The following is a 20,437-nucleotide window of genomic DNA, read 5'->3' as shown; positions in this document are numbered from 1 at the left end:
TGCCCCATTGCCTTCCTGCATCAGTTGCGGCTCTCGTGCCGGTGCTGCCTGATCCATTGCGCGAGGTCTCCACTAATAGACCACCAAAGGTGGAAGAGGTGAGTTGCATGCGCGCGGTGTCAGCGCTCTTATTCTACCTGCCCGGACGCCGTACCTGCCGAAGGCGATCCAGAGGCCCTTCCGCAGGCCCCCTCGGCGAAGAGGGCTCGACTCCTCCAGCGGTCGCTAGAGCCGTCCCAACGTGGGCCCCGCCAAGCATCCGCAGCCTCTTGGAGGGGGTCGCGGCTATCCTCCCGGTGCTATACTCCGTCCAATCCATATGCCCTCGGCGACCGAGCCGGGGTGCGTTCGGAAACCGAGGTTCCCACCCGTTATGGCCCCTTCCACGCGTCGCGCCCTGTTCACGGCCTCGCTGTTCCTCGCCGCGTGCGGCATCACCGGATCGCTGCTCGGCGGCCGGGTGGCTGCACAGTCCGCTACGGACGAATCCACGCTGCGCGACTCGATGAAGTCCTTCACGGACGTCTATTCCATCGTCGAGGCGAACTACGCCGACAAACTGGACTCCGACCACATCGATAAGGCCATCTACGACGGCGCGATTCCCGGCATGCTCCATGTCCTCGACCCGCACTCGAACTTCTATGACCCCAAGGCCTTCGCCCAGATGCGCGAGGAGCAGCACGGCCGCTACTACGGCGTGGGCATGAGCATCCAGGCCCAGGGAACGAAGATCGTCGTCATGGCGCCGATGGAAGGCGCGCCTGCCTACAAGGCCGGCATTCATCCGGGAGACGTGATCCTCTCCGTCGATGGCAAGAAGATCGAGAACATGGACACCCTGGCCGTCGCCAATGTGTTGAAGGGACCCCGCGGAACCCATGTCACCGTGGTGATGGCCCGCGATGGCGCCCCCAAGCCGCTGACCTTCGACCTCATCCGCGACGAGATTCCGCGCCTCACTGTCGACCTGGCCTTCATGATCAAGCCGGGCATCGGCTACGCCCGGATCCTCAACTTCCAATCCGAGACGACCGCCAAGGAACTCCAGGACGCCCTCGACAAGTTCGGCCCCAATCTTCAGGGGCTTGTCCTCGATCTGCGCGGCAACCCAGGTGGCCTGCTGAACGAAGCCGTCGATATCAGCACCAAGTTCCTGCAAAAGGGTCAGATCGTCGTCTCGCAGCGCGGACGCGCCTTCCCGGACCAGGTCTACCGCGCACCGTCCGGATCTGACCTCAAGTTCCCTATCGTCATGCTGGTGAATCGCAACAGCGCCTCCGCCGCGGAGATCCTGGCTGGCGCGCTGCAGGACCATGACCGCGCCCTCATCGTCGGCGAGACCACCTTCGGCAAGGGCCTGGTGCAGACCGTGTTCCCGATCAGCGAGAACACAGGCCTCGCGCTTACGACGTACCACTACTACACACCATCGGGCCGCCTCATCCAGCGCAACTACGAAGGCGTCAGCCTCTACGACTACTACTACGTCCGCAACGATGCTGCGCCCGCCAACGACACCAACAAGGAAGTCGAACACACCGACTCCGGACGCGTGGTCTATGGCGGCGGAGGCATCACGCCGGATGAGAAAATTGCCGAGCTGAAGTCCGATCACTTCCAGGACATGACGCTGATCCACTACACCTTCACTGGCTTCGCCTCGCACTATTTGTCGGACCACAAGGTGGAGAAGAATCTCATCATCGACGATGCCCTGCTCGATCAATACAAGTCCTTTCTGCACCAGCAGAAGGTGGACTTCACCGACAAGGAGTTCACCGACAACCTCGACTGGACGAAGGCGATGATCAAGAAAGAGCTCTTCACCACCCAGTTCGGTCAGATGATCGGCAATGAGGCGATTGTGGAGTGGGACCCGCAGGTGCAGAAGGCGCTCACCTTCATGCCCGAGGCCCTCGCGCTCGAGAACCATACGCTGCCCTCGCAGCAGAAGGGTACCCAGACGGCTTCCACGGCCAAGGTCCCCGGCCAGGACAGCACTCGCCCCTAACTGTGCTTCAGCACAAACACGAAGGCCGCCTTTCGGGGCGGCCTTCGTGCTTCTATGCAATCCTCAGCGTGACGCGTTCAGTCCATGATGACGAATGCGGACTTCGCTCCCGCGTCCCCGGCTCCTGCAAACGCAGGCCCCGCGAACACTCCGGCCAGAGCAAGGCTTCCCGTCGGCGATTGGAGATCCGGCATGGGCGACGCCTGGAAGATCTTGCGACACTGCGCCGCCGTCCAGCGCGCCCAGCGCTTGGACTTCTTCCGTCGCGCGCTGTCGGAGGAGATGCCCGTGCCCGCATACATCTGCCGGTAAAGCTTGGATAGAAACATGAACGCCACACGAGCTCGCAGCGTTGGTGTGCACGCCGAGCGCTGCCAGATGGCGCTCCAATTGTAGAACCGGTCCCAAACCTTCTGGGTGCGGTCGCGAATTTCATCCGAGGTCATCGAGGGATGCGGCGTGAACATCTTCGGCCGCACCTCAGTCGGGATCAGCCAGTAGCGCGTGATCGGAACATCGCCGACAAAGGTTGGGTTCTCGGCCTGCTCCTTCTCCCAGCGCATAAAGTCCACGGTTCCCGGAAACGGCGTCATCATCACGAACTGCGCAAACGTAACACCGGCCTTCAGCGCCATTTCCACGGTCAAGTCGAACGTCGCTGGCTTATCGGAAGGCAGACCGAAGATGAAAGAGCCGAGCACGTGTACTCCATGCTGCTTGAACTTTTGCAGTTGGATCGCAAGCGCTTCGCCAGAGTAATTCCAGTCCTTGAAGACGGCCTTCAGGCCCTCGGGCGTCACCGCCTCAACGCCAACCAGCGCGCCTTTGATGTTGGCCTTGCGCATGGCATCGAGATACTCGCCGTCTTCGCCTGCTTCCATCGTGATCTGCGTGAAGAAGACCATGTCCTTCGGCAACGCGGCCAGTGCGTCCATGAGTTCGAAGCGGCCCTTCCGGATCTCGGTCAACTCGGCCAGCCTGGCAGTATTGTTCTGCTCCCGGGCAAGGCGAAGATCGGTAAGCGTGACCGGATAAAAGTTGTCATCGGCCAGCGCAATAAAGCGGAAGCCGATCCGGCGCAGGTCCACAATCTCATCGAGTACGCTCTGAAACGGCCGCTGCCGCGGCTGCTGACCGTCGGTGCGCCATACGCTGCAGAAGGAGCAATGCTTCGGACATCCGCGCGTGGTCTGCACCGAAGCCCACATGTATTTGTCGCGCGGCATCAGATCCCATCGAGCAGCAACAAACTGCGAGGCGTCGATGCGTCCACCTTCGTATACGCGCGCCAGCGTCCCAGCGCGGCAATCGTTGACGGCCTTGCCCCACGCCACATCGCCATCTCCCTTCACTACGGCATGAGCATGACCGCGCTCGAAGGCTTCTTCGGGAAATAACGTCGCGTGGATACCGCCATACACCACCCACGCGCCACGCTCGCGGGCCATGCGTCCCACCTCGTACCCACGCAACGCATTGCCGGTGTGCACACTAATCCCCACGATGTCGTCGCGCTGAATTGTCTCGGGGTCGATCTGTTCAATGGACTCATCCACCAGAATCGGGTCGCCTGCGCTGGCCGGCGTCGCAGCAGCGAGAACAAAGAGCCAACGCGGCGTAATCACTGCAGTACCAAAAGAATTGTCGCTGGGATTAACGAGTCGTACGCTCATCGAATCCGGCCTTCCCACACAAGCGTGTGCGGCGGTTTCAGAGAGCATCACACCAAGTTTTTCCGTTCAGCTGCAACGCCGACGCGACTGGGAATGGACCCGCTGGTTGTTCGGGAATCATATCCCCGTTCGCCAGACAAATCGCCTGACGAAGTCGTTCTATCTAACCTTAGATGCAGATTTGGAACGGACAACGTTCCAGCGGGCAAATTCACCGGGAAGAAACGTTGGAGCGGGAGACCGGGATCGAACCGGCGACATTCAGCTTGGGAAGCTGACGTTCTGCCACTGAACTACTCCCGCCAAAGTGCTGAAACAAGTAACCCGCGGCCTTTGGCGACACCCGCAAGCACATGACACCGTGGTCGAGCATGAGGGCTCCAGATGAAGACCACACGCAAACCATTCCGGCACGGCAGCATCCGAACGGTGCCACGCTCCCAAGGTTTCGCTTGGGAGCTTCGGTTTCTATCATACGGCCCTGGATGGGAAACGCAAGCTCAAGGTCCAAAGCTTCCCGTCCGCCTCATTTGTAGCGCGTGGGCAAGAGCCCAGGCCTCATCGGCGCTGTCTATACCGCCGCTCGCCGCAGCGCGATCGGATGCAAAAGTTACGCTTCATCGCGATAGACCTTCTGCGTCATCACTTTGTCGTTGACGGCGTTGGAGTGGTGTCGGCATCTACAAGGCCAAGGACCCACTTGATGGCACCTAGGTACATCTGCTGCACGCGCGGGTCATCCCACGTGGCGGGCGCATGTCCGATTCCCGAATAGAAGACGCGGCCCTTCCCATACATCTTCGCGTACGCCTGCGCGTACGAATCGCCTGCATGCACCGAGGGCCGCGTCTGGTCGAGTTTGCTCGTGTCGATCGACAGAACCACGTGGATCTGATCCGCCTTGAAGTCCTTCAACTGGTAAAACTCATCGTGGAAGACCTCACCCGTCTTGAATTCCATGCCCGGAAATCTGGGGTCGACCACCACCAGCGGAGCATCCGTAGTGTTCCATGGATGCTCGTCGTACCGGCCGCCCACCATCTCGCCAAACTCCGGCCAGGACATGAACGCGCCTATGCCCGTGTGCACTGCGACGAAGCCCTTACCTGCATCATGCACGAACCACAACAGATCACTGCGGCCCTGCGCATCGAGCTCAATCTCGCGATGGCCCAGGAAGAAAATTGCATCGACATTGCACAGACTCGGGCCGCCGCTTGCCGGCTCGCCTGTGGTCATCTCGGGCCGCTTGGCAATGATGTTCGAGTCCGTGCGAATGTAGCTGTCATATAGCCCTGACTTGTAGCCAAGCTCCTCAATCACAGCCTCCGCATGCGCGATGTCGTGCTGCGCAATCCCATTGCGCGTGTCCGCCCAGATCAGCAGTTTCTTCTTCGGGAGCCCGCTCGACTGCGGCGGAACAGGCACATTCGCCGGACGTCCGCCGCCAGCGCCACCGGGACCTCCCGGGCCGCCTGGGCGGAACGGCCTTTCTCCCGGAGCCGGACAACCCGAAGCACTCCCCACAGCGGCCGACGAAGCTTCAGGCGCCTGCGCCTGCAACGCAGCTGATGTGGCGAATGCTGCAAGCAACAGCAGACAATGACGCGATATCGACCAGCTACGCAAGGGTGACTCCTCGTTCCTTCATTGTCTCGCGCGCATAGGTGAAGTTCCTCGGCAAGCCCGCATCCGGCGTGTAGCCGTAGATAGGTTCTCCCGGCAACGCCTCATGCAAGATGGCCCGCGCCGCCATCAGCTTCTCAAGATCGACACCCGTGCGCAGCCCCATGGACTCCAGCAGAAATACCAAGTCCTCGGTGACGATATTGCCCGTCGCTCCCGGAGCATACGGGCAGCCGCCAATGCCTCCCTGCGACGCATCGAACGTCGTCACACCAACCTCCAGCGCTGCGACCACATTCGACAACCCCTGTCCACGCGTGTTGTGAAAATGTCCCGATCCAGCCTTGTCGCCAATCTCCGCACGCAGCCGCGCAAACATCCTTCGCACCTGCCTGGGATTCGCATATCCCACCGAGTCTGAAAGCCCGATCGACTCAACGCCAGCTTCAGCGAGGCTCCGTGCAAGTTCCATCACGTAATCCTCGTCCACATCGCCCTGGATCGAACACCCGAACGCAGTGGAGATCCCAACCTCCAGACCTGTGCCACTTCCCTGCTCGTCGATCAGCACGCGGACCTTGCGCACCTGCTCCACCGCGTCCTCCGGCGTCATGTGCACATTCGACATGCTGTGTGCGCGCGACGCCGACACAGGCATCGAGATCACATGAACACCCGCCGCAAGCGCTCGCTCCGCGCCCTTGAGATTCGGAGCCAACGACAGCACCTTGAGACCATCAATCTTCGTCGCCGCCGCGACCACCTCCGCCGCATCCGCCATCTGCGGCAGCAGCTTGGGAGACACGAAGCTACCCACCTCGATCTCGCGCAGCCCACTCGCAGCCAGGGCCTCGATCCATCGAATCTTGGCTTTGGTAGGCATCGTGCGAGATATGCTCTGCAGCCCGTCGCGTGGACCCACCTCGCTCACGATGATGTCGATCTCTTCATGCATGGTCGACGCCAAGGCTACTCTCCCACCCGGTAGATGTCGTTGATGTTCCAGTGCCCCGGGGTCGGCGTCGGCACATTGACCATAGGGATACGGATCAACGTCGGCAGGTCAGAAGCAAGCGCCGCTTCGATCGCCGGCTTCAGCTCGCTTGCCTCCCGGATGTCGATTCCATTGGCTCCGTGCGCGCGGGCAATCGCTGCATAGTCCACGTTGTACTGCTCTCCATTCCGCAGAAACTTGGTGCCGAACGTCGTGTCATACTTTGCCTGCTCCAGGCCCGCGATGACTCCGAACGCCGAGTTATCCATCACCATCCAGATCGCCGGAATGTTCGCCTCCATCGCCGTAGCGACCACCGACGGATTCGCGGCACAGAAACCTCCATCGCCAATCAGCGCAACCGCAGCGCGCTCCGGGCGTGCCAGCTTGATGCCCAGCACTGCCGCTGCTCCAAAACCCATCGTCGCCAGGCCGCTCGGCGTGATGAACGACCCAGCATGCTTGAACGAGAACTGCTGCGCAACTCCATTCTTATTCCAGCCCACGTCGGTGACAACGTAGCCATCCTCGGGCAGCACCGCACGAAGATCAGCAAGAATTCTTTCCGGCCGCAGAGGAAACGCGTTCGACGTATAGAACTCCGTGAAGTGCCCCTTGAAGCGCGTATTGCTCTCGTCGATGCGTTTGCGCACGTTACCTTCACGCACAGGTTGACTCTTCAGCTCGCGTGCAGCCTTCACCAGTTGCTCCAGCGCCAACTTCGAGTCAGACACCGCACCGATGAACGTTGGATAGTTGCGCCCAATCTCCATTGCATCGATGTCAATGTGGATCAGCTTCGTGGGGGGAATATTGAATGTGTATCGCGAGTCCCACGAGCTTGAATTCGCCTCCGCCAGCCGCGTTCCGATCGCGAGGATGTAGTCGGCTTCGCGGCATAGCGAGTTCGCCACCGGCGTGCCCCAGAAACCTGTCTGCCCGGCCAGCAGAGGATGTCCATCCGGCATACATCCCTTACCCATCAACGTGTGCGCCACCGGCATGTCCAGCAGCTCGGCGAGCTCCGTGAACAGTCCAGCCGCCTCCGGCACAAGCGACGACGTGATGCCCCCTCCGCCATACAGCACCGGATTCTTCGCCTCCGCCAGCGCCTCCACAATGCGCTGTGCGATCGAGGGCTCAATGCACGGCTTTGCGACAAACGGTGGTTCTTTGCTGAACGCATCGACGAAGAGGTTGGACGAAAAGTGGTCCATCGGCACATCAACCAGCACCGGCCCCGGCCGACCGCTCACCGCAAGATGAAACGCGCGCTCGATGCAGCGCGGGAGGTCGTTGACGTTGTCCACGCGGTACACACGCTTGCAGAAGGGGCGGCACATTTCCGACTGCCCGCCATCCACATGCATGTTCAACTCCTGGTGCGGATGGCGCCCGTAATAGTACGACGGCACATCTCCCGCAATCACCACCAGCGGCACGGAGTCCAGCGAAGCATTCGCGATGCCCGTGATCGCGTTGGTGAGTCCCGGACCAAGATGCGTGATCAGGACGCCGGGTTTGCCAGTAACCCGCGCATACCCCTCCGCCATATGCGCAGCCACTTGTTCGTGCCTCGCTGTGACAAACCGGATCTTGCTCTTGCCAATCGCATCGAGCAACCCCACCAGCGTGTGGCCGCACAGCCCGAAGATCACCTCCACGCCAAGTCGCTCCAGATAGTCCGTCAGCAGGTAGGCAGCGATACGTTCCGGCGTCCCAACCGGACGCCCATACGCGGCAATCTCTCCAAGCCGTCCCCCGGGCAGGACCAGCTCTCCGCGATCTTCAATAGGAACGTCGGAGTATGCTCCGGACTTGTGAACAAGGTTCGACATGCGGGCCATCATAGTGCAGCGAATCTGTGGTCCTACTTATAAAACGGTGTCGGCACGGTACATTGCCCAGCGAGGAATTTCGTGCAAGGAACTTAGCGCGTAGCGTCACGCAACGCGGCATGCGGCGATAGCCTCGCCGGCGGCATTGTTGCTGCCGTAGCCGCTGGAGCATCAGGACCAAAGTGCGCGGCGAGGTACGTCGCAACCTTGTCCAGATCATCGTCGCTCGCGTCCATCCCCTTCGACATCATGTTGTCGAGGATCTGGTTCCACTGCGCGCGGTCATGCCGCTGGCGTGCAAACGTATCCGTGCCATGACAACCTGAACACAGCTTCTTCGTCAGCTCCATGCCCTCGCCTGCTGGCAGAACAATAGCGCTCGACTTGCTGCTACCCGGCGGCGTCGCAGCCTGACCTGCCAGGTGTTCAGTCCCGTGCAGGGCGCGCAGCATCGGCACAAACTCCGGCAGTCCAGTTGCTCGCGGCGCAGCGCTATTGGCTTCCCGTACGCCTAACAGCACCGTCGCACAGGCAAGCCCATAACCAAGCCTTCGATGAGTCCACTTGAGCCTCTTCAGCATAAGAAAATTCCTTGGGGCGATGAAGTCTGATGCCACGCTCACGGCGTGGGAAGAGCAAACGCCGTGATGCTGTCATCCGTAATCGGATCGTTGAGGAACGTGCCGCCAGCCGAGGCGATCACCACATACTGCTTCCCAGCGCTCTCATACGTTGAGGGCACTGCATGCGCAGCCGCAGCCAGCTTGTACGCCCACAGCTCCTTGCCGTTCTTCGCATCGAACGCTCGAAAGCGTTGATCGTCCGTCGCCCCAATGAAGATCAATCCACCCGCAGTCACGATCGTGCCGCCGATGTTGGGCCGCCCGGTCTTCTGCTTTCCCTCCGGTAGCGAATCCGTCACACCCAGCGTCGTGGTCCAGGCAATCTTGCCGGTGTTTACATTGATCGCATAGATCTCACCCCACGGTGGTTCCTGGCACGGCAGCCGCTTCGGCTCATCCCAGAAGCGTCCCGTCACCGACCCGCTCATGCGGTACGGATACGGTCCGCTGTCATCCGGATACAGCCCCTCGAGCTGCGCAAGATCCTGGCTGTTCACATACATCAGCCCCAGCTTCGGGCTGTACGAAGCGCCGCCCCAGTTCACCCCGCCAATGGCGCTCGGGAAGCTGATGAGCGTCTTCTCCTTCGGCAGTGGTGTGAATACCGCACCCATCTGCAGGTTGTTGTCCTTGATCAACGCACGGCAGAACGCCTCATGCTCCGGCGTCACTGTCGCGACCTCCGACATCTTGAAGTCCGTCTTCGACACTGGAGGCGTCACCACCGGAAACGGCTGCGTCGGCGACATCTGCTCGCCCGGAACATCGCTCGCCGGCACCTTGCGTTCTTCAATCGGATAGATAGGCTTCCCCGTCACGCGATCGAAGAAGAACACCAAGCTGCTCTTCGACACGATCGCCACCGCGGGAATCGTCTTCCCACCCTTGTGGATATCCATCAGCACCGGCGGAGCTTCAAGGTCATAGTCCCACTCATCGTGGTGCACCACCTGGAAGTACCACAACAGCTTGCCCGTATTGGCATCGGCCGCGACCAGCGATGTGCCAAAGAGATTATTCCCCGGACGATCCGCGCCGAAGCGATCATAAGCCGCAGTCCCAAACGGCATGTACACAATCCCACGCGCGGCGTCGACGGTCATGAACCCCCAAACGTTGTCACCAGTGCGCTTCACCCAGTCATCGCCATGCCACGTCTCGTGTCCCACCTCGCCGGGCCGTGGCGTGCCATGGAACGTCCACACCAGCTTGCCTGTTACCACATCCCACGCGCGTACATCGCCCGCCGGTCCCTGCGAAGGCGACTCCGGCACAGCCGACCCCGTGATCACCAGGTTCTTATAGACGATCGGCGGCGACGTCACACCCATCCCGCGCGTGAAGCCGTTCATCACCTCTGGCGTGCGCATGTCCACCACGCCGTCTTTGCCAAAGCTCGCAACCGCCTTGCCCGTCTTCGCATCCAGCGCAATCAGCAACCCCTCACGCGTGCCGAAGATAATCTCCGCCCCATGCCCCGCATCACCCGGCCAGTACTCCACACCACGCAGCGAAGGAAACCCCGAGCCCTGCGGAGTCGTGTAACTCCACACCTCTTTGCCGCTCGTGGGCTCCAGCGCCACCACGCGCGAGTACGGCGTCGACACATACATCAGGCCGCCCACAATAATCGGCGTCACCTCAGACGCGAGATAGCGGCTTGCTCGTGGTGCGGGCCGCACCCCTTCAGCGCGAGCCTGCGCCGTCGCATTATCGGCAGGAACGCTCTGCTGCGCCTGCTGTGGCTTCGTCGGCTGTTGGCGCTCCTGCCCATTCGCGGAAGGGGCCATCGGAGGGCGTCGCCCACCCGGAGGCCCTCCGAACTGGCTCGTCGGCATGAACTCCGGAGCGGTCGCCGGCTTCATGTGATACACCCAGGCCACCTTCAGCTGGTCCACATTCCGCGGCGTAATCTCCGTCAACGGCGAGTAGCGGTCGCCGCCCTTGTCGTGGCCGTACGTCGGCCAGTCCGTCTGCCCCGACATCACCGCCGTTGTCGCAGCCAACAAATATCCCACCACCGCAACCTTGCTCAACGTACTCTCTCCTCCCGGATGCCTTCTCTCAAATTTTGCGACATATTCCGCATGGCGCAGCGAAGCTTCCAGGCGACTTTCTTATAGTGCAACCAGCGAGGCCTTGTACACGTTGACGCCAGCCTGAACGGTATCGCTACTGTTCCGAGGGAGTGCAGGCAGCAAATCACAGCCAGCATGCGGCTCGTTCGATTAGGCTGCTTGGCGAAGATGCCACGTTCGAAATACCGCGTTGAACCCGGACTCCCCTCCATGAGACTTTCCGTTCGCCTCGTCGTCGCCGCTGCCATCTCAATCATTTCCTCCGCGGCGCGCGCTCAGACCGCGCCATCTCCACAGCCCAAACAGGGCAACGCCGACCTGGGCATGCAGCAGGGAGTCCGGATCGGCCCCGGCATGAACGCCGCCAGTGTCGGCGACTACAGCTACCACACCAACTTCGTCCCACACCGCATGCGCGTACTCGCCTGGGGAGACGTCCGCAATGGCTATCAGCACGACTCCGTATCCCACGCCCTTGCCACTATCGAGCGCCTCGGCTACGAGACCGGCCTTTGGGACACCTTCATCCGCACCGACTCGCAGCTCATCACCAAGGGCAAAGTACTCGCGTCTGACGGCACGCCCTCGCTCTACGCCAAAAACCTCAACGACTTCGACGCCATCTTCTTCTTCGGCGTCCGTGAGATCGATCTCACCGCACAGCAAAAGGCCGATCTGCTCAGCTTCGTCCACGACGACGGTAAAGGCCTCGTCGTCGCCCACTCCGGAGCCACCGCTTTCTTCTCCTGGCCTGCCTTCGGCGAAATGGTCGGCGGCCGCTTCGACGAGCACCCCTGGGGCATCATCCCCGCACAGGTCATCGTCGAAGATCCAACGTTCCCCGGCATGGAATCGCTGCCGCACGAGTTTCCTCACATCGACGAGTACTACCAGATCAAAGGCTTTTCACGAGCCAACGCCCACGTGATTCTGCGCCTCGACGTCAGCGGTCTCGACCTCAACGCGCCTCTCGTCCACCACAAGGATCAGGACTGGCCGCTGGCCTGGGCGAAGACCTACGGCAAGGGCCGCGTCTACTACAACGCCCTGGGCCACGACCCCAGCGACTGGGACGACCGCGCCGTCCAGAGCATGTACTTCGAAGCTCTCCGCTGGGCTCTCCGCCTCACGGATGCGAACATCACGCCCCAGCCCGCCGCAATCAGGCCCTAAGGCAGATTCAGCTTCTTGAATAGCGTCTTGTATCGCGCGTCATTCCGAATCGCATCGAACCGCGGATCGATATGAATCGTGATCAGCTCAAAGCACCGATCCGCAAATGCCTGCGTCAACAGCTCGAACCCCTCATCGCGCCGTCCAAGATTGAAGTTGATCAACGCCGGCTCAAACGGCGAGATATACCGAGTCTCGCTGAGCTCCTTAAGCTGCCGCAGGATCGCCTGCGCCTCATCGCGCCGTCCATCCTTCGCGTACACGCTGCCCAGCGCTCCCAGCACCCGCGGATTCGGCGGTGACAACTCAATCGCCCGTGTGAACGCCGCGACCGCCTCATCCAGCTCGCCACGCCCCTCCTGCACCAGCCCCAGCGTCCAGTACGCCGCTGCGAAATGCGGGTTCTGCTCGATCGTCAGATCGCTCTGCTCTAGCGCCAGCTCCAGGTTGCGCTGGTAGTAGTGGATCAACGCAATGTTGCGCGCGATGATTGACGATACCGGGTCGATCGCCTGCGCCAGCTTCACCTCGTTCAGCGCTTCGTCCAGCCGGCTCAGCGACGCCAGACACGAAACCCCGTACCAGAGATGCGCCACGGCGTTCTGCGGGTTCAGGCTGATCGCCCGCCGAAATTCAGCCTCCGCTCCTATCCAGTCCCAGTCCTGCGTCGCCTTCAAATGCGCGAGCGAAGCATGAGCCTCACTCGAGGCATCGTCCAGCGTCACCGCCTGCGCCGCAGCTGAGGCCGCGCGCGTCCAGGTCTCCGATGGAGCCGACGCTCCATAGTGCGCCAGCAGGTTGTACGCATCGGCAAGTCCCGCATAGGCCACCGCCATCTTCGGATCTTCCTCCGTCGCTCGCGAAAAGAACTCCAGCGCCTTGTGCAGGCCAAGTTCTGTCCGCTGTTCCAGGTGATAACGTGCCTGCACGTACAGATTGTGCGCAACCATGTTGTTCGTGCCCAGCGACCGCCCCGTCCCCGCACCACTGCGGTTGATCACCTCATCCCGCAGCACCTCCACCACGCAGCGTGCGATCTCCTCCTGCACCGCGAAGTCATCACCCATCGCTCGATCGAAGGTCTGGCTCCACAGATAGCAGCCTCGCAGCGTATCAGTCACGTGCGCTGTAACGCGCAGCATGTCGCGGCTCCGGCGCACGCTGCCCTCGATCACAATCGCTGCCTGCCGGGCCTGGCCGCCCTGCGCGCTCAGCACCACCAGCCCCTGCACCTTACCCACCGCCTGAATGATCTCCTGCGAGATGCCGTTGCAGAAGTAGCGAAGATCATGTCCAGGAGAATCATCCTCGAAGCCTGCCACGGCCACTGAGTTCCGGCTCACCGCCGCCGCGGCCATAGCCTTCTGCGGCGCGTGATTCGGCTCCGCTGCGCGGAACGTCGGCGTATACCCACCCTTCGGCAGTTCAATGACTATCGGATCGGATTGGCCTTCCTCGGCGTAGTACGTCACCAGCCGCATCCGCAGCCGACGCGCCTGCACGCGCACGATCGGGTCCATGCGCGGATCAAAGCTCGGATCCTTCCCGAAGACATCGACGCCGACGGGGTATTCCTTCAACGAATCGCCACGACCCGCCAGCGTCTCCTCCACGATGTAGGTGAGGAACCGCTGCAGCCGATCGACCTGCCGAAAAGCCTTGCTCTGCACAATGCTATGAAGCACACGGCGAACCGCCGTCTCATGCTCCGTTGCTCTAGTCGCTACCTGCTGCTTCACTGCCACGGCGTCATCTTACTCCAGCTTTCCGCGAGGTTGCAGTGCGAAGATCATGCACTATGCCGACTGCCTGCAATGCGTCTCGGTCGTCAGGCTCAGCAGCACCGAAGCCAGCAGCAGCCACGCAATCAGCAGCAAAAATGCATGCTGGAACGCCGCCACGCTATACACGTGCACGCCGCGCGCAATCTGCCCGCTCCAGTAGTGGTCCAGCACCTTGCCCACCGCCGGCTGCAGCAGCATCGGCCCCACCATGTTGCCAATGTTCACCGTCCCCGAGATCGTCCCCAGGAACTGCATCGGCACCGCCTCCTTGCCGAACGCAAACCCGATGACCACCGATCCGCTCGCCACGCACGTCGCGGCCGCGATCGCGATGAACCCCGCAAGCGGAAGTGCCGGGAGAAAAAACATACAGCTCCATCCCGCCGCCGCCACAAGACATCCACCCACATAGATCGGCTTGCGCCTTCCAATCTTGTCCGAGAGCGCTCCACACAACGGGCTCGAGGCAGCCCAGCACGCAATCATCACCGAGCACACCGTCGCCGCTTCAGTTGGCGTCAACCCATAGCGAACCCGCAGGTATGGCGTTCCCCACAGACCCGTGAACGTGAGGATCGACCCCACGATCGCTCCCTGCGAAAGGAAAATCAGCCACGTGTTCCGATACCCGAAGATCCTCCGGAAGCCCTTCAGCAGGTCCACCGTGCTCATGTGGCCGCGCTGCACCGCCGCAGGAGCATGGCTGAGATAGCCAGCATCGCTCGGATCATTGCGCACGAAAAGCAGTGCCAGCAACCCGACTCCCAGCACCGCAGCCGCGGACACCATCACCACCGGCCGCCACGTGAACGCCTGTATCGCCATCCGCAGCGGAACTTGTGCCGTCAACGCTCCAAGATTTCCGAACAGCAGGCCCAGCCCCGAGAGCATCGCAAATCGCTTCGCCGGGAACCAGTGCGTCGTCAGCTTCAGCAGCACCACCCAGCCCACTGCCGTCGCTCCGCCAATAATCGCCCGCCCTGCACACGCCAGCACAAAGCTATGCGTGAACCCAAACAGGAACGTACCCGTCGCCGCGACCAGCGACCCGCCGATCAGCAGCTTGCGCGCCCCCCACAAATCAATCAGGATGCCCGTCGGAATCTGCATCGCCACATAAAAGTAGAAGTAGAACGCCGACAGGTTGCCCAGGCTTCCCGCCCCGATCGCAAACGCCCGCATTAGCTCGTCGGTCATCACTGCGGGAGACACGCGCTGATAAAAACCGATCAGGTAGTACAGCGCAGCAATCGCCCAGATGGACGCCGCCAGCCATAGCGGCGCGGGATGCGCCGGAGCCCGTGTCTCGAGCGCGCTGCCGCTCTCGGTCAGCACCGTTCCAACAGGGTCCTGCGCGGAGGAAGTCGTGCTGCCGGATTCCAACTCAACGGATTGCAGAGGGATCGAAGATACAGTCGCCATGAACGGGAGAAACACTAGCACCCGCAACGTAACGCCATCAATGAGCGAACCGTATCGCCACGGTTAGGCACCGGAAAGCCCTGATTCCCGGCGCTAGACTGAACCGTGGAATCGCCCGCTGCGATTTGTAGCTGAGGCGTTGCAGGAAAGGGATCGCCGCAACTCATGGCAACAACCAAGGTCATCACCGAAGAACAGAAGCTCGAGCTGGAACAGATGCTCAAGCGCGCGAACGCCGCGCTCGAAGCCATCAAGGACTACGATCAGCAGCGCGTCGACAAGCTCTGCCAGGCCATCGGCTGGGCCTGCGCCAACGAGACCACCTTCAGCCGCCTCGCCGCCAAGAGCATCGAAGAAAGCGGCCTCGGCGACCTCCCCACCCGCATCGGAAAGCGCTTCAAGATCCAGGGCATCCTCCGCGACATCCTCCCCGAAAAAAGCATGGGCATCATCGAGGAAGATCCAGCCAAAGGCATCGTCAAGTACGCCAAGCCTGTCGGCGTCATCGCCGGTCTCGTGCCCGTCACCAACGCCGCACTTACTGAGGTCGGCGTCGGCATCTTCGCCATCAAGGCCAAGAACGTCGTCATCTTCTCCCCACATCCCGCAGCGAAGCAAACCACCATCGAGACCGTCAACATTATGCGCGAGGTCCTCCGTCGCGAAGGTGTACCCGAGGATGTCTTTCAGGTCATCGAACGTCCCAACATCCCCGTCGCCAACCATCTCCTCAGCATCTGCGATCTCACCATCGCCACCGGTGGTCCCGCCATGGTCAAGGCCGCCTACAGCTCCGGAAAGCCCGCCTACGGCGTCGGAGCAGGCAACGCCACCATGGTCTTCGATGAGACCACAGACGTCGCTGAAGCCGCCCGCAACACCCGCATCAGCAAGGTCTCCGACAACGGCTCCGGCTGCTCCTCCGACGGCAACCTCCTCGTCGAAGCGACCGTCTACGACGCCTTCCTCGCCAAACTGCAGGAAGAAGGTGGCTATCTCGTCTCGCCCGAAGAGAAGGTCAAGCTCCAGGACGTCATGTGGGACGACGAGCGCCACCGCACCGCGCCCACCATCGCCCGGCCCGCAAAGAAAATCGCCGAGCTCGCCGGCTTCTCCATCCCCGATGGCAAGATTTTTCTCATCGTCCCCGAAGACCACATCGGCAAAGACTATCCCTTCTCCAGCGAGAAGCTGTCGCCCGTGCTTTCCATCTTCAAGTACAGCGGGTGGGATAACCTCCTCAAGATGGTCACCGAGATCTACAAGGTCGGCGGCCGCGGCCACTCCTGCGGCATCTACTCCTTCAACGACGACCACATCGACCAACTCGCTCGCCTCGCCCCGGTGAGCCGCATGATGGTCCGTCAGGCCCAATCCAAAGCAAACTCCGGCTCCTTCACCAACGGCATGCCCATGACTTCCTCGATGGGCTGCGGCATTTGGGGAGGCAACATCACCAATGAGAACGTCTCGCTCAAGCACTACATGCAGACGACCTGGGTGAGCCGCCCCATCCCGGAGAACCGCCCCTCGGAGCAGGAAATCTTTGGCGAATACTTCGGCACCCGGACTTACTAGATATCATCCCCACTTACTCCCAGCCCTCTCCACGTCCTGCGGAGAGGGCGATCTTTTGCCCCATCACCGCTGCAGCAACTAGCAACTCGAAGCTCATAGCCCGCCACTCACAGCTCAATCGTGCTTTTTCTTCAAACCTGCCACGCCACACAGCGTAACGCCTGCCCGAAGGCAGGCGTCTGCGTTGTGAAGCAAGCCGCGACCGGCCCGCTCAGCTCAGGTTAGAAGACGTACTTCAGAGCGAACTGCATGATGCGCGGATTGTCCGCCGTGGTGAAGTTGCCGAAGGTCGAACTGTTCCTTGCGCCGACTTGCGCATTCGTTCCGCCGGTCGCCGAGCTCAGGAAGATCGCCTCGTTGGGTACGTTGAAGACCTCCCACCGGAACTGCAGATACTGTTGCTCCCAGGTGTGGAAGTCCCGCAACAGGGCCATGTCGAGCTCGTAGCTCGCCGGACCAACGATCGTGAGCGGACGCGTCAGCGCATACGTTCCCGTAGCCGGGCTCGAAAACGCCGACGCCACCAGGTTGTTGTTCGCACCGAACCGCGTACGCGCCCCCGAATAAGGATTGCCAGTAATCACCGCAAGCTGATTGGAGATGCCGCTCAGCGCATTGTCGGATCCCGAAGTCACCGTGCCAAAGCCTCCACTGCGCGCCGTGAAGATGGTGCCGAGACCCCAGCCTCCCACCACCAGGTTAGTAAAGCGGCCCTCGAACTTCGGAGCATGCAGCACCGACGAAACGTTCGCCACCTGACGACGATCAGAGTCGCAGTTTGAGTAGCTATAGTTGCGTCCGTTGGGGTCATACGCCGGAGGAATGATGTACGAAGGGCCCGTCAGCTCCGTCGTCTCCGCCATGCTCAGGCAGTGCGCCCAGGTGTAATTGGCCACCAGGTCGATCGTCCTGGTGTGCGTCTGGAGCGACGCCAGTAGACCGTTGTAGTTGGCTCTACCCGCATCGTCATACTGCCCGATCGTGGCGTAGTATTTGCCCTGCGCAGGGTTGAGCAGCGAAAGCACGCGCCGTGCCTGCGTGTTTCCGGTCGTTGCGCCTGGTCCATAGACGCCCGGGTTCGCCTCATACGAAATCGGCAGATGCGATGTCTTGTTCCCCAGATAGGTGATCGAAAATAGGTAGTTCCCCACCTGTTGCTGCAGGCTCACGTTGTACTGCTGCAGGTACTCCGGGTTGAGGTTTGCTGGCATGTTGATGTAAGTGCCACCGGTAACAAACGGCGTAGCCGCGCTCAGATGCGACAACGCGGGAAATGGATCCTGTCCCGCCGGAGTCTGCGGATCGCCCGGATAGACGGACCACGGGTTCGTGAAGGGCACGTTGCCGTTCAGCGAAACCGTCTGTCCGAACGGCGGAGCATTCGAGAAGCGAGTATCGAAGAACATCTGCGGCGTGTCGTAGAACTTGCCGTAGCCCGCACGGAGGGACATCTTGCCCGTGCCGGTCGGATCCCAGATCACGCCCACTCGCGGTTCAAAGATATTCAGCGTGCCGGCGTTGTAGGAGCGTCCTGTGAAGCCAGTGTCGCCGGCAAACGTCAGTCCCGCTGGGGCCAATGGATAGACTGTGCTAATCCTGCCCGCCGCGAAGTCTGCCATGCTGAAGTGCTCAGCATGCGCGTTCCGGTTATAGAAAGGAATGTACGGCTCCCAGCGCAGGCCATAGTTGATCGTCAGGTTCCTTCGCACCTTCCATGAGTCCTGACCGTACGTACCCACGTAGTGATACACGTCGTTCTCGAGATCAGGATTGCCTTGCGTGAACGTCGTTCCTGTGCTCGTTTGCGTCCCCAGCAGGAAGTCCGCGTAACCCAGCTTTCCCGCGCCGTACAACGTACCGGCGAAGGAGAACGTCCCGTTCACCGGACGGCCGTTCACCGAGTTCATGTACGCGTAAAAGTAGTTGCCGCCGAAAGAGATCTGGTGATTCCCCCGAACAATGTTCACGTCGTCGACGAGCTGGTAGTCCGTCGTATTGAAGTAACCGGGATTGTTACCGCCCTGCCCCAGTGAAAAGCCATTCGTGATCGCGATGCCCATGAAACCCTTGTCCGCCGGGGTCGTGTAGTCGTTGATGCCCAGCGATGAGGGGTCGAAGAACGGATACAGCGTGCGCTGCCCCAATGTCCGATTTCCCGTCAAGCGGATCGAGTTGATGATCCGCGGTGTAATCGAGTACGTATGTCCAATCGTGACCGACTGGTCCTGGTTGAACTGGTTCACCTGGTTCGCCTGCAGCAGGTTGCCACCGGTCACCGTAACCGGTGAGTTGAACCGCGCGATGTAGTAGCGGGCAAAGACGCTCTGGCTCGGGTTAATCGTATAGTCCACGCGGCCAATCGCCTGCTGCTGCGTCGAGTTATTGGATAGGTAGACGTTGATCTGTCCGCAGCCGAGCGTACCCGTGTTGCCATTGCTCACTGGAATACCCGCAGCAATCGCATTGAGCGCCTGCTGGTTGAACAGCGCCGGGTTGATCTTGTTGCCAACGAACGGTGCAGGCAAGGTCAGCGCCGTTCCTTGGCACGCCGCCGAGGTGATCGTCGTGAAATCGCCCGCCATCATCGCCGGCGTAGGCACATAGACGGCCGTCGGAGCCTGCGTCGATCGCGTGATCGTTTCCTGAAATCCGCCAAAAAAGAATAGTTTGTTCTTGACGATCGGTCCGCCAATGACTCCGCCGAACTGGTTGCGCTTCAGGTTATCCCGCACCTTCACTCCAGTGGCCGAGTTATAACCGAAAAAATTCGCCGCGTTGAAGATGTAGTTTCGAACGAACTCAAAGACGTCGCCGTGGAACTGGTTGCTGCCGCCCTTCGTGATCACGTTCACCGCTGCCGTCGCGTGGTCGCCATACTGTGCCGGCAACGAGTTCGTCTCCACCTTGAACTCCTGCAGCGCATCCGGAAACGGAATAGGAAGGTTCAGGTTGTTGAAGAGATCGTTGTGCATGCCCCCGTCCATCACATACGCGACGCCGTTCGGCAGGCCACCGGCCACCGAAAGCGTGATCGACGGAAAGTTCTTGTTGGTATTAAGGTCCCCGGCCGGGGCCGTCGTCGTCGCGCCGGCCAGCGCAATCAGCTGGGTAGGATCACGTCCATTCAGAGGAAGATCCACCACCTGGCGCTGATCGATCACCTGACCAATGCCGTTTGTCTCCGTCTCCACCTGCGCCGTCGAAAGCGTCTCGACGGTCACCGTCTCCGTCACCGCGCCCGTCTCCAGCTTCGCGCTGATGTCAGGGTTCGTGCCGACCTGTAGCGTCACGCCTTTCGTCACGTAAGCCTTGAACCCCGGCGCATGCACCTCGATCATGTAAGGGCCCAGCGGAAGGTCTGGAGCCACGTATTGTCCCTGGGCATTCGTCATCACCGTACGAACCATTCCCGTGTCCGTCTGGGTTAGCTTCACCTCAGCATTTGGCAGCGCCGCGCCCGTTTGATCGGCGATTGTACCCGAGATCTGCGAAGTATTGAGAGACTGCGTCCGGCTGGTGCCGGGGACGAGCAGCAACAACATGGCTGCCAGCGTCAGGCGAGAACATTTCATGTAGTCCGACCTCAAAGAGTTGTGCCTTTGAGACTGACGCGTGCGACCGCGGGTCCTGGCAT

At 61.1% G+C, this 20,437-nt stretch carries 12 protein-coding genes and 1 tRNA gene; 3 read left to right on the top strand and 10 right to left on the bottom strand.

Annotated features, from left to right (window positions below; genetic code table 11):
• Positions 1–373 precede the first annotated feature (373 nt).
• Positions 374–2,014, top strand: a complete 1,641-nt coding sequence (locus AC5E6W_RS20780) for a S41 family peptidase (RefSeq protein WP_491754255.1) — start codon at positions 374–376, stop codon at positions 2,012–2,014.
• A 77-nt stretch (positions 2,015–2,091) separates the two neighbouring features.
• Here the strand turns inward: AC5E6W_RS20780 and AC5E6W_RS20775 are convergent, their stop codons facing one another.
• From AC5E6W_RS20775 to AC5E6W_RS20745, 7 genes are all read right to left on the bottom strand, one after another.
• Positions 2,092–3,687 (bottom strand): B12-binding domain-containing radical SAM protein, encoded by a 1,596-nt coding sequence (locus AC5E6W_RS20775; RefSeq protein WP_491754254.1) that lies wholly within the window; start codon positions 3,685–3,687, stop codon positions 2,092–2,094.
• A 228-nt stretch (positions 3,688–3,915) separates the two neighbouring features.
• Positions 3,916–3,990 (bottom strand) — tRNA-Gly (locus tag AC5E6W_RS20770).
• Between the two features lie 339 nt (positions 3,991–4,329).
• On the bottom strand, positions 4,330–5,115 hold the full coding sequence (locus AC5E6W_RS20765; RefSeq protein WP_491754253.1) for a ThuA domain-containing protein: 786 nt from the start codon (positions 5,113–5,115) through the stop codon (positions 4,330–4,332).
• 193 nt (positions 5,116–5,308) lie between these two features.
• The gene (locus AC5E6W_RS20760; RefSeq protein WP_491754252.1) at positions 5,309–6,280 is read right to left on the bottom strand and encodes a hydroxymethylglutaryl-CoA lyase; all 972 of its coding nucleotides are present in this window, start codon (positions 6,278–6,280) and stop codon (positions 5,309–5,311) included.
• Between the two features lie 2 nt (positions 6,281–6,282).
• Positions 6,283–8,145, bottom strand: a complete 1,863-nt coding sequence (locus tag AC5E6W_RS20755) for a thiamine pyrophosphate-binding protein (RefSeq protein ID WP_491754251.1) — start codon at positions 8,143–8,145, stop codon at positions 6,283–6,285.
• 92 nt (positions 8,146–8,237) lie between these two features.
• A complete protein-coding gene (locus tag AC5E6W_RS20750; protein WP_491754250.1) occupies positions 8,238–8,726 on the bottom strand; it encodes a c-type cytochrome in 489 nt (162 codons plus the stop codon).
• Positions 8,727–8,764: 38 nt separating this feature from the next.
• Positions 8,765–10,804 (bottom strand): pyrroloquinoline quinone-dependent dehydrogenase, encoded by a 2,040-nt coding sequence (locus AC5E6W_RS20745; protein WP_491754249.1) that lies wholly within the window; start codon positions 10,802–10,804, stop codon positions 8,765–8,767.
• Positions 10,805–11,056: 252 nt separating this feature from the next.
• Here AC5E6W_RS20745 and AC5E6W_RS20740 point away from each other — a divergent pair, with 252 nt between their 5' ends.
• Positions 11,057–12,019 (top strand): ThuA domain-containing protein, encoded by a 963-nt coding sequence (locus tag AC5E6W_RS20740; protein ID WP_491754248.1) that lies wholly within the window; start codon positions 11,057–11,059, stop codon positions 12,017–12,019.
• Here AC5E6W_RS20740 and AC5E6W_RS20735 read toward each other — a convergent pair.
• Together AC5E6W_RS20735 and AC5E6W_RS20730 are read right to left on the bottom strand one after the other, a co-directional pair.
• Entirely contained in the window at positions 12,016–13,764 is a 1,749-nt protein-coding gene (locus tag AC5E6W_RS20735) for a tetratricopeptide repeat protein (RefSeq protein ID WP_491754247.1), read from the bottom strand. The two genes, AC5E6W_RS20740 and AC5E6W_RS20735, sit on opposite strands and share 4 nt — an antisense overlap.
• A 51-nt stretch (positions 13,765–13,815) precedes the next feature.
• On the bottom strand, positions 13,816–15,225 hold the full coding sequence (locus AC5E6W_RS20730; protein ID WP_491754246.1) for an MFS transporter: 1,410 nt from the start codon (positions 15,223–15,225) through the stop codon (positions 13,816–13,818).
• Positions 15,226–15,390: 165 nt separating this feature from the next.
• Between AC5E6W_RS20730 and AC5E6W_RS20725 the strand changes: the two genes are divergently transcribed.
• On the top strand, positions 15,391–16,803 hold the full coding sequence (locus AC5E6W_RS20725; RefSeq protein ID WP_491754245.1) for an aldehyde dehydrogenase family protein: 1,413 nt from the start codon (positions 15,391–15,393) through the stop codon (positions 16,801–16,803).
• Between the two features lie 221 nt (positions 16,804–17,024).
• On the opposite strand, the gene AC5E6W_RS20720 is transcribed toward AC5E6W_RS20725, so the two are convergent.
• Positions 17,025–20,375, bottom strand: coding sequence for a TonB-dependent receptor (locus tag AC5E6W_RS20720; protein ID WP_491754244.1), 3,351 nt, complete (start codon positions 20,373–20,375; stop codon positions 17,025–17,027).
• Positions 20,376–20,437 lie beyond the last annotated feature (62 nt).

The organism is Bryocella sp., from assembly GCF_058498515.1.
This window is presented reverse-complemented; position numbering and strand designations above follow the sequence as displayed.